Here is an 11,177-nt window from a genome sequence, read left to right as displayed (position 1 = left end):
GATGGTGAGGCGATCAATCATTCCATTACATCTTATCCTGCTTCTGTGTTGTTTATTGACGGGCTGTTTAGGGTCTAAGGAAATCCAGGACCAGGCTTATATCACCTCTATCGGATTTGATGTAGAAGATGAGCAGATCATCGTTTACTTCCAGGCACTGAGCTTTGCAAATATTGCAAAGAAGGAAGGAGGAGAGCCTACAGCAGCACCCATTCTGATTGGCAGGGGGAAAGGCTCTTCAATAGAAGAAGCGTTCAATCATATAGAGCAAACCACGGCTGTACCTCTTCATTATGGACAAATTAATACGCTCGTCATAAGTGAGAAAGCGATGGAAAAATGGTTAAACACGATTCTGGATTTCATGGGCAGAAATTCTTTTTTACGCTATACAACCTGGACGTATGGAACCAATGAAAGCATTCAAGACATTTTTGAGGCGGAAAGCTTCTTTGGACAACCTCCTCTTTACTCTATAATACATAGGCCAATTACGGTGATGAAGGAAAATTCATTTCTTCCTGTTGTCCCATTTCATGATTTCATAGGTGATTTTTACGAGCCTGTGGGGGCATCGTACATTCCTTCTATTTATATAAATAAAGAAAATTGGCAGGAGGACAAAGAAAAGAAATTAGCGGCGATCGACGGATTATATGTATTCTCTGAAGAAAAGTATAAAGGAAAATTTACAAAAGACGATATGGAAGGCCTGAAGTGGTTCAATCCAGAAACCAATAAAATATATATCCCCCTGAAAAAATTAAAAGTCAGTGTTCAAATTGTTAAACCTAAGGTGAAAATAAAATTAAAAGGGAAGGACAAGCCAGTATACAATGTTGAAATCGATGTTGAAAGTACGTTAGATCAAAATGTTGAGGGATTAGAGGTTACAACGATTGAAAAACAGTTGGAGAAAAAAATCAAAAAACAAGTTATGAATACGTACGAAAAAGCGCTTGAGAAAAAGATCGACATCTATAATTTAACAAGGAACACGTATCGCTTTCACCATAAGCGATGGGATGTTGGGACGATTAATGATCTTTCAAAGGATTCTTTAAAAGTAAAGGTAAATGTATTCATCCCTCATACAGGAGATTATAAGAAATAACTCCTAATAGCATAAAAAAACCGGTCGGCCCAGAGAGACCAACCGGTTTTCATCTATTTATCCCTTACTCAACCGTAACCGACTTTGCCAGGTTACGCGGCTTATCTACATCACAATCGCGATGCAGAGCAGCATAGTAAGAAATTAATTGTAATGGGATGACAGAGATAAGAGGTGTTAACAATGGGTTAACCTCCGGGATGACGAAGCGATCTTCTTCGTCTTCTAAGCCTTTCATGGAAATGATACAAGGGTTGGCTCCACGAGCGACTACCTCTTTCACATTTCCTCTGATGCCTAGGTTTACTTCTTCTTGAGTTGCAAGTGCAACGATCGGAGTACCTTCTTCGATCAGAGCGATCGTACCGTGCTTAAGCTCTCCTCCGGCAAATCCTTCTGCCTGGATGTAAGAGATTTCTTTCAGCTTCAAAGCGCCTTCCAGACCTACATAGAAGTCAAGTGAACGGCCGATGAAGAAACAGTTGCGAGTCGTTGACAGATATTCGCGTGCGATATCTTCAAACTCTTCTTTGGTATCGCAAAGTGCTTCCATCGCAGTGGCAACAATACCAAGCTCTTGAACAAGGTCAAAGTCCTGGTTATTTCCACATGCCTGCCCTGCAACATGTGCAAGGATAGCAAGTACAGCCAGCTGAGCTGTGTACGCTTTTGTTGAAGCTACGGCAATTTCAGGTCCTGCATGAAGAAGCAAAGTGTAATCTGCTTCACGGGACAGGGTAGAACCCGCTACATTTGTGATCGTTAATGATTTATGCCCAAGCTCTTTGACTTGAACCAGTACGGCACGACTATCAGCCGTTTCACCACTTTGAGAAATAAAGATAAATAATGGTTTCTTAGAAAGTAAAGGCATATTGTAGCTGAATTCGCTTGCTACATGCACTTCTACAGGAATTCCTGCACTCTTCTCGATGAATTGCTTCCCAACAAGACCAGCATGATAGCTCGTTCCACATGCAATGATGTAGACACGGTCCGCTTCCTTCATCGCGCCGACGATCGGCTCATCGATGTGAAGTTCGTTGCTCTCATTTTGGTAAGCTTGAATGATTTTACGCATCACTAGTGGCTGCTCATCGATTTCTTTAAGCATGTAGTGAGGGTACGTTCCTTTTTCGATATCACTCGCATCGATTTCAGCTGTGTAAGGAGCACGTTCCATTACTTCACCGATCAGATTTTGAATTTCAACCTTTTCTTTCGTTACAATGACCATTTCTTTATCCATTAGCTCAACGTATTGGTCTGTTACTTGAATCATCGCCATAGCATCACTTGCTACAACGTTGAAGTCTTTTCCAAGACCTACGAGCAGTGGACTTTTATTTTTCGCTACATAGATTGTTTCATCATTTTCAGAATCTAAAAGGGCGATGGCATAAGAGCCTTTAAGAAGCATTAACGTTTGACGGAAAGCTTCCTCTACCGTGTTTCCTTCTTCTACAATCTTTTCAATCAACTGAACGATGACTTCTGTATCCGTGTCACTCTTGAACGTTACATCCGATAAATATTCACGCTTAAGTTGAGAGTAATTTTCGATTACTCCGTTATGAACGATTGTGAAACGGCCTGAATTACTTTGATGAGGGTGAGCGTTCACCTTGCTTGGTACACCGTGGGTAGCCCAGCGAGTGTGACCGATTCCTGTGTTGCTTGATACACTCTCATCAACGATACCGCGAAGGTCGGCGATACGACCCTTCTCTTTAAACACATGGATGCCTTCATCGTTTTGAACGGCAATACCTGCAGAGTCATAACCGCGGTACTCAAGCTTTTCAAGACCTTTTAAAAGAATTTCCTTTGTATCTGAACTTCCAATATATCCAACAATTCCACACATAATTAATATATCCTCCCTGAACATGCAAGGGGGCAAGAACTCTTTTGGGGACAACTTGCCCCCTTATCTCTGTTTGTCATTAGTATTCACATTGGTCACTTTTTTCTTCCCTTTGTCCATTAAGTTGCCTCAACGATTTAAGGAAGAAACTTTCGGTTCGGTGACACATACGAACCGGGAGGCATCCGCCGAATGCTCGATAAACCTCCACCTCGTCAACTAAACGATCCTTTTCGTATCCATCGTTTAGCCCTGGCGCTTTATAAGATGTTTACTCACTATCCACCTTTCCTTCTTGACTCATTTCCATATAATTTGAAAAATGAAAACAAAATCATCATACACTAGCAGGTTTCCCCTAGTCAATAAAAATTTTACAAGAACAAGAAGTTGTTATCCCATTGTCATGTTCCCGAAATAGAACAGCGATAAACCCATAGGCAACAGCCCCGTTTATCAGAACGTTAGTACGATAAAGTTCAATAGTACTCTACTTATTAAATATGCATAAGGGGCACATATTGACCCCTTATGCATATAAATTCCACTATTCGTTCAGACCCATTTCTTCATCAACGACTTGTACGATTTCATTTACATATCGATCACAAAGTTCTTCAGTAGGAGCTTCTGCCATGACACGCACTAACGGCTCCGTTCCAGATGGACGAACAAGGATACGGCCATTTCCGTTCATTTCTTCTTCAACCTTTTGAATCACTTTTTTAACCGTTTCATTATCCGTTACATGGTGCTTGTCTGTCACTCGTACATTCACAAGTTTTTGTGGGAACTTTTGCATTTCTCCCGCTAGTTCAGATAATGATTTACCGGTCATTTTCATAATGTTCACAAGTTGGATACCCGTTAACAGACCGTCTCCTGTTGTGTTGTAATCCAGGAAGATGATGTGGCCTGATTGCTCACCGCCAAGAGTATAGCCATGCTTCTTCATTTCTTCCACTACATAACGATCTCCAACCGCAGTTTGAATGCTTTGGATCCCATTCTCTTCAAGCCCTTTATGGAAGCCAAGATTACTCATGACTGTAGATACGACTGTAGACTGTTTTAACTGACCTTGTGACTTCAAGTATTTACCGCAGATGTACATGATCTGGTCACCATCCACGATTTGTCCATGCTCATCGATTGCGATAATACGGTCTCCATCCCCATCAAAGGCAAGCCCCAGGTCTGCACCTTTTTCTTTCACCATCTCAGCAAGTGCTTCAGGGTGGGTAGATCCTACACCCTCATTGATATTCAACCCGTTTGGTGATGCTCCCATCGTCGAAATGTCAGCATCCAAATCAGCAAACAGATGAGTAGCAAGAGCGGATGTTGCACCATGTGCACAATCCAACGCAATATGTAAACCATCGAAATCTTCGTCTACTGACTGTTTTAAATACTGCAGATATTTTTGTCCGCCTTCGAAATAGTCACTTACTTGTCCTAAATCAGCACCGATCGGACGAGGAAGCTGATCAACTGTTTGATCTAATAGATTTTCAATTTCATTTTCCTGGTCATCCGATAACTTGAAACCATCCGGTCCGAAGAATTTAATTCCGTTATCCCCTACAGGATTATGAGAAGCTGAGATCATGACACCAGCTTGAGCCCCTAACGCTCTTGTTAAGTAAGCTACCCCTGGAGTTGAAATGACACCTAAGCGCATCACTTCAGCCCCTATTGATAGAAGTCCGGCTACAAGAGCTCCTTCCAGCATATGTCCGGAAATCCGAGTATCTCTTCCAATCAATATTTTGGGACGCGTAGCATCCTTTGTTAGAACATAACCACCAAAACGTCCAAGCTTAAATGCTAATTCCGGTGTTAATTCTGTGTTCGCTACACCTCTTACTCCATCAGTTCCAAAATACTTACCCATTGTCATTCTCTCCTTTTTACAGCTCTTATGCTGATGTGTTCTTTTCTTTAATTTCTACTTTTACTGTTCTCTGAGACAGGGTCCATTCAATATCCTCAGGTCCTTCTGCCACTATTTCCAGCTCATGTTCACCGGGCTCGAGCCCTGAAAGATCCAGAGCAAGCGAGAAGTCTTCTTTCGTCACTTTGCTCACCTGTGCATTCTGACCTTTCAGCGCTACATCGACGACACCTTCCTCAGGTGACATGATGGTATATTCATATTCTTCAGGTAATCCTTGTGGGGTGATTTCAAGTCCTGACAGGCTCTTTTCCTCGGTTGTATTGACATCAACCTTCACCTTGACTTCTTCAGGAGCCACTTTATTTAAGCCATCTTGCAGGGCGAGCGGTACCGTAATGGTTGAATCCTTCGTAATCTTAGAAAGGTCTATTTCTGCAAGCAACTCTTCTACTGTATCCAGTACATCCTGTCTGCCGAAGATGGTTGCCTCTTTAGGCTCAACTGAAATCGACTCCAGCGTCGTCCCTTCTGGAAGACTGCCCTTTTGTTTAATCGTGACCGGTACACTCTTGCTCTTGTTTACTACCGAAACGGTCACATCGACCACTTCCGGATCAATTTGAACATCTAATTTATTATACTCACGGTCAAGCACTTGCACCCTGGCTTCCCTTGTCACATTCTCATTGATTTCCTCATCAACATCAAGAGTGGCTATGACATATGCAATTCTCTCCACTTCATCCTTCGAGCCTGTCACTTTCACCGTTTTCGGATCAACAGCCAGTCCTTCTGCTTCATATCCATTGGATAATATACTCTCATTGAATTGAGGTTCAATCGTAAATTCTTCGGTTACCTTTTCTTGAACCGATATATTGACGAAATCCGGATCGAGTTTTACTTCAAGTTTTTCAGAAATATTATCTATCTTAATATCAACCTGGTGCTCACCGATACCGATATCATTCAAGTCTACATAGACCCGGAAATCCTTCACTTGCTTGGCTTGTTGCACTATCGCCTTAGAGCCTTCTACAGTCACATTCACTGTATCAGGTAAGCCGCTTACTTCTAGATTCTCACGATCATAGAAAACTTCAAGCGGGACGTCCTGGATCGTTTCAATCGCATTTTGAGAGTTGCCGTTGTTGTTGTTAGCCGTCTTCTGAATATCATCAAAGTTGACGGACAGATAAAGAATGAAGGCTAACATCAGCCCCACAATCCGCATGAACCAACGACTTTCCATGAATTTATCCATTTTCTTTCTTCCCCCTAAAACTCCATTTCGTCGAGGAAGCATTTGTCCTATCGCCTATGAGCTCTACCATAAGAATTTCTGTGAAGCGCTCCAAAGAGAGGTCGCGATGTAACTCTCCATTTTTCGTAATGGAGATAGCTCCCGTTTCTTCTGATACAACAATCGTAATACTATCTGTTACCTCACTGACGCCAAGTGCTGCCCGGTGTCTTGTTCCCAATTCTTTTGAAATGAATGGGCTTTCCGATAAGGGAAGATAACAAGCCGCCGCAGCAATTTGATTTTTTTGAATGATAACAGCTCCATCATGAAGAGGTGTATTGGGAATAAAGATATTAATCAGCAATTGGGACGTAATCTTGGCATTTAGTGGTATACCTGTTTCAATATAATCACTCATCCCTGTTTCCCGTTCAAGAGTAAGGAGGGCACCAATTCGACGTTTTGCCATATAGCTTACGGCTTTCGTCATTGATTCAATCATCTGCTCCTGCTCTTCTTCTTCCTGAAGTCCCGTCCTTGAGAATAAACGGCCCCTTCCCAATTGTTCAAGGGCTCTGCGGAGTTCAGGCTGGAAGATGATGATAATCGCCAGGAACCCCCATGTGAGGGCTTGTTCCATCATCCATCCAAGTGTATCCAACCCAAAGATACTACTAAGACCTCTCACAATGATTATGACAAAAATACCTTTTAATAATTGTACTGCTTTCGTTCCTTTTATCAGCATGATCAGTTTATAGATTACAAACCATACTACGAGTATATCTACTATATCCGAGACATAATCCAGCGCGGAGTAATCCGAAAAAATATCGATAAACGGCATATTACATCCTCCAATAGCTTAATCGAAAGCGTAAGCCGCCATGTGTGGCTTCTCCATTTTCGTAACGTTCCTATTATAGCATATTTTATCACTGTCAAATGAAAGACACCCACGGCCTCATGATTCTTTCTCTTCTATTCATGAACTCACGTTTTTGCATAAAAAAACCGACATGGATTCATACATGTCAGTCCTTTTTAGGGACGGACCTTACTTCCATCCCCTCTATTTTATCCTACTTTTCTTCAAGTTGCGAATTTCCCCAATCCACCGTGTCTTTAGCCCCTTTTTTGATCTGGTACCAAAGCCACTCAAAGGCAGCATCGATTTCATGGATTTCTCCTGTCACGCTCCCTGCAGAAGCCAAGTACTGCTTTCCGTTATTGACTGTGACATTTCCATTAATGACCGTGACATTCCCCGTTACTTTTCCTTCAATTTTCACATCACCATTCCGGACCGTCAGATCTCCATTCACGACTTCGCCCTCAGGCACCACAACCGTATGATCCTGAACCACTAACTTCGCATTCTTCGTAAATGAAAAATCCTGATTGTCATTCCATGACGTTAAGAAGCTTCCGGTCATAAAGAAAAGGAATAGGGCCGCAGCCGTGAGTAGCGGATGGTGGCGGAACCACCTCTCGACCCCCACTTTCTTCTTCTCTTTCGGCAATCTTGACATGACTTTATCTGTAAAGTCTGCAGAAGCACTAATATGAGACGTGCTCTGTACAAACGCAATCGCTTTTTTCAGCTCATGAAAGTGATGCTGACACTCACTGCATTCCTGTAAATGATGCTTCAGCATTTCTTCTTTTTCTCTATTTAAATCTCCATCTAAATAATCGTGCATATACTCGATGATTTCTTCAGGACAAGGTTTCATATTCACTCACCCTCTCTACAGTGATCTTAATTGTTTACGGAGAGCTTCACGCCCCCTATGTACTCTTGTTTTAACCGTTCCCAGGGGTAGATCCAATATCTCGCTGATTTCTTGAAGAGGAAGCTCCTCGATATATTTTAAGACAATGACCGATCGATACTTCTCAGGCAACTTGGAAATTTCCTTCTGAATGGTTTCCTGAAGCTCCATATTCTCTACTTCTTCTTCAGGCAGCTGAACATCTGCAGCCACTTGTGAGTACATCGTCAAGCCCTCAGTCCCCGCTACCTCTGCATCTAAGAAATAATCCGGTTTCTTCTTACGGATCCTGTCGATACAAAGATTCGTCGCTATCCTGAATAGCCAGGTCGAGAACTTTCTCTTCTGGTTAAAGGTTTCAATATTGACATATGCCCTGATAAAAGCTTCTTGGGCAATATCCTCTGCTTCATGACGATTTCCAAGCATCCGGTAGCAGATTTGGAACACTTTATCCTTATAAAGCTCGACTAATTCGGCAAAGGCATTCTGATCACCTTTCAATACTTGCTTAATCCGCTTTTTCACTAACGCTTCCATTTCATAACCTCCGCTCTATGCGGCTATATTTATATACGTAACTTCCTATCAAAAGGTTTCAAATTTTTTATATTACTATCCTAACAAATTTCACGGGAAAAATGTTTACAATTATTAGAAAAAGGGTATAAAGGAACTAATTATTTCTATTGTGGGAGGATCTCGAAATGAGGGGAAGAATGAATGATTTATTATTTCAAATTGAAGACTGCCGTCGCCAAATGGTTGAACTAGCATTAAAATCATCCTTTGCCGACGAACAAGTAGTTGATTTGAGTACTCGTCTTGACGATCTGTTAAATCAATATCAAGTGGTCAAGCACCATTGAAGAGAAATAGATAAAGGCTGAGAACCTTGAAGGGTTCCCAGCCTTATTTTTTATTTCATGATTATAGTAATTTCTCTCCAAAAAGTGATCCCATCAACGCCACAGCAACAGTAGCGGTTTTATTCTTCTCATCGAGGATCGGATTTACCTCTACAAATTCTGCAGATGTAATCATTCCTGACTCCTCCAGCATCTCCATCGCTAAGTGACTTTCGCGGTAGCTGATCCCTCCAAGTACAGGAGTCCCTACACCAGGGGCATCGCTCGGATCCAATCCGTCTAAATCAAGTGATAAATGGACGCCATCCGTTCTGCCCTTCAAATAGTCAATGGACTCTTCCATTACCTTTGTCATGCCAAGGCGATCGATCTCGTGCATCGTGTAAACTTTAATGCCTTTTTCTTTAATTAACTCTCTTTCACCTTCATCTAATGAACGAGCTCCGATAATGACGATGTTCTCAGGCTTGATCTTTGGTGAGCTCTGCCCGATACCCGTTAAATCTTCATGCCCGATACCCAGGCTAACCGCAAGAGGCATTCCATGAATGTTACCTGACGGAGACGTATCGCCCGTATTCAAATCACCATGTGCGTCATACCAAATCACACCTAAGTTTTCATAGTGAGGAGAAACACCCGCCAATGTTCCTATCGCAATACTGTGGTCTCCACCAAAGATCAATGGGAAATCTCCACTCCCGATTACATCATTCACCTTACCAGCCAACGTCTCGCTAGCTTCAGCAACCGCTTTCAAATTACGCAGGTTCGTATCAGGATTATTATGTACACGCTCAGCCTGGCCAATCTCGATATCACCCAAGTCTTTAATGTCATATCCAAGATTCTCCAGACGCTCAACAATACCGGCGTAACGAATCGCACTCGGCCCCATATCCACGCCTCTGCGCATTTGGCCTAAATCCATCGGTACACCAATAATAGAAATATTTTTCTTCATGAAAAATTCCCCCAATTCGAAATTTATTTACACCTCTATTCTATCCATACTATGACCCATGGTTCAACTGGACAGGATTGTGTATATATATGCGTGTGTAAAAGGGTTTGATGTAGATTGATGTAAGATTATGTAGGCTGGTTTGGGACGAAGGTGGTGTGCAATCCATTGTGGTTGGCGGAGCGTGGTATGGTTCATTTTGAAAGTATATAATGGAAGTTAAAGGTAGAAAGTTGATAATATCCCAGGTCGGATTGGGATAGACAAAGAGGTTGGGTGATCAACTTACAGATTGAGCATTGATTTTCTATTGCACAGGATCAAGCTCCGGATAAGATATGGAGTTGATAATATATTTAAAATGTCGATAATATATGTGGTGAAGTCGATAATAAAATCCGCAATCCTTTACACAGACGGTTTGAAAGTGGATTCCACTACCCATTCAAGGACCTCTTACATGCTTTTAAACATAATATTTAAAAATCAGCTTCAAAATAGGACTTATATTGAAGGATTTTAAATAAAAATTAGTCATTTTCAACTTTACGCACCTCATACTGACCCTGGATACACTCATATTCGTCAACCAGTTTCTATCCTCTTCCAAAATAACCATCCAAACACAACCTCCCCACAGCTCTCCCTCCCCTTGCTGCAGATTTACGAGCGCCCTAGCCATCATCAATAGCTATCTTTCACTGTTGGTCATCCCTTAATCGTAATGTTTCCCCCTCAAACAAAAAAACCTCAAATCTCCTAAAAGATTTAAGGTTTAATCATGTCGTATGTATGGTTATTTCACTCCGCTGACGCTTCGTAAGCGGATATATTTTTTGCTTTCGCAAACATAAAGGACATTTATTTTGCTTTTGCAAAAGAAATCAATGAGGATTATTTTGCTCTCGCAAAAAATCTTGGTGGAGCCTAGCGGGATCGAACCGCTGACCTCCTGCGTGCAAAGCAGGCGCTCTCCCAGCTGAGCTAAGGCCCCATATGTTATAGATTATAGAGAAATTCTCACACCTTAGGTAGCATGTGAGAAAATGTGTGATGAGCCATGAAGGATTCGAACCTTCGACCCTCTGATTAAAAGTCAGATGCTCTACCAACTGAGCTAATGGCTCGTAATGGCTGGGCTAGCTGGATTCGAACCAACGCATGTCGCAGTCAAAGTGCGATGCCTTACCGCTTGGCTATAGCCCAATAATAACTTTAATGGCATAAAAAAGGGACATTTATAGGATGTCCATTTTACATTTAAATATACAATGGTGGAGGGGGGCAGATTCGAACTGCCGAACCCGAAGGAGCGGATTTACAGTCCGCCGCGTTTAGCCACTTCGCTACCCCTCCAGCTTAAAAAAATGGTGCCGGCAAGAGGACTTGAACCCCCAACCTACTGATTACAAGTCAGTTGCTCTACCAGTTGAGCTACACCG

9 protein-coding genes and 4 tRNA genes are annotated in these 11,177 nt (G+C 42.1%); 2 read left to right on the top strand and 11 right to left on the bottom strand.

Annotation, left to right across the window (positions count from 1 at the left end):
- The first annotated feature begins 1 nt into the window (after position 1).
- The gene (locus RSX31_RS21265; RefSeq protein ID WP_148996501.1) at positions 2-1,114 is read left to right on the top strand and encodes a Ger(x)C family spore germination protein; all 1,113 of its coding nucleotides are present in this window, start codon (positions 2-4) and stop codon (positions 1,112-1,114) included.
- Between the two features lie 64 nt (positions 1,115-1,178).
- Here the strand turns inward: RSX31_RS21265 and glmS are convergent, their stop codons facing one another.
- The 6 genes from glmS to sigW form a co-directional block, all read right to left on the bottom strand.
- Positions 1,179-2,981 carry a glutamine--fructose-6-phosphate transaminase (isomerizing) gene (glmS, locus tag RSX31_RS21260; protein WP_148996500.1) on the bottom strand — a complete coding sequence of 601 codons (1,803 nt, stop codon included), beginning with the start codon at positions 2,979-2,981 and terminating at the stop codon, positions 1,179-1,181.
- Positions 2,982-3,528: 547 nt separating this feature from the next.
- Positions 3,529-4,878 carry a phosphoglucosamine mutase gene (glmM, locus tag RSX31_RS21255; RefSeq protein ID WP_148996499.1) on the bottom strand — a complete coding sequence of 450 codons (1,350 nt, stop codon included), beginning with the start codon at positions 4,876-4,878 and terminating at the stop codon, positions 3,529-3,531.
- A 25-nt stretch (positions 4,879-4,903) separates the two neighbouring features.
- Positions 4,904-6,145 (bottom strand): CdaR family protein, encoded by a 1,242-nt coding sequence (locus RSX31_RS21250; protein ID WP_315635969.1) that lies wholly within the window; start codon positions 6,143-6,145, stop codon positions 4,904-4,906.
- Positions 6,138-6,974 carry a diadenylate cyclase CdaA gene (cdaA, locus tag RSX31_RS21245; RefSeq protein WP_315635968.1) on the bottom strand — a complete coding sequence of 279 codons (837 nt, stop codon included), beginning with the start codon at positions 6,972-6,974 and terminating at the stop codon, positions 6,138-6,140. The genes RSX31_RS21250 and cdaA overlap by 8 nt, the downstream gene beginning before the upstream one ends.
- A gap of 235 nt (positions 6,975-7,209) precedes the next feature.
- Complete coding sequence (locus RSX31_RS21240) at positions 7,210-7,863, bottom strand: anti-sigma factor family protein (RefSeq protein WP_148996497.1); 654 nt, start codon at positions 7,861-7,863, stop codon at positions 7,210-7,212.
- 15 nt (positions 7,864-7,878) lie between these two features.
- Entirely contained in the window at positions 7,879-8,442 is a 564-nt protein-coding gene (gene sigW, locus RSX31_RS21235; RefSeq protein ID WP_113970158.1) for an RNA polymerase sigma factor SigW, read from the bottom strand.
- Positions 8,443-8,609: 167 nt separating this feature from the next.
- Between sigW and RSX31_RS21230 the strand changes: the two genes are divergently transcribed.
- Positions 8,610-8,771, top strand: coding sequence for an aspartyl-phosphate phosphatase Spo0E family protein (locus RSX31_RS21230; RefSeq protein ID WP_098351124.1), 162 nt, complete (start codon positions 8,610-8,612; stop codon positions 8,769-8,771).
- A gap of 61 nt (positions 8,772-8,832) precedes the next feature.
- Here the strand turns inward: RSX31_RS21230 and rocF are convergent, their stop codons facing one another.
- The 5 genes from rocF to RSX31_RS21205 all read right to left on the bottom strand — a co-directional run bounded on the left by rocF (position 8,833) and on the right by RSX31_RS21205 (position 11,091).
- Positions 8,833-9,735 carry an arginase gene (gene rocF / locus RSX31_RS21225; RefSeq protein WP_148971374.1) on the bottom strand — a complete coding sequence of 301 codons (903 nt, stop codon included), beginning with the start codon at positions 9,733-9,735 and terminating at the stop codon, positions 8,833-8,835.
- 918 nt (positions 9,736-10,653) lie between these two features.
- A tRNA-Ala gene (locus RSX31_RS21220) sits at positions 10,654-10,729 on the bottom strand.
- A 60-nt stretch (positions 10,730-10,789) separates the two neighbouring features.
- Positions 10,790-10,862 (bottom strand) — tRNA-Lys (locus RSX31_RS21215).
- Between the two features lie 4 nt (positions 10,863-10,866).
- Positions 10,867-10,941, bottom strand: a tRNA-Gln gene (locus RSX31_RS21210).
- A gap of 66 nt (positions 10,942-11,007) precedes the next feature.
- Positions 11,008-11,091, bottom strand: a tRNA-Tyr gene (locus RSX31_RS21205).
- Positions 11,092-11,177: the final 86 nt, after the last annotated feature.

Source organism: Rossellomorea yichunensis (assembly GCF_032337515.1).
Classification (GTDB): Bacteria; Bacillota; Bacilli; order Bacillales; family Bacillaceae_B; genus Rossellomorea; species Rossellomorea yichunensis.
Note: the sequence above shows the minus strand (reverse complement) of the source record. Positions and strands in the feature narration are given on the sequence as shown.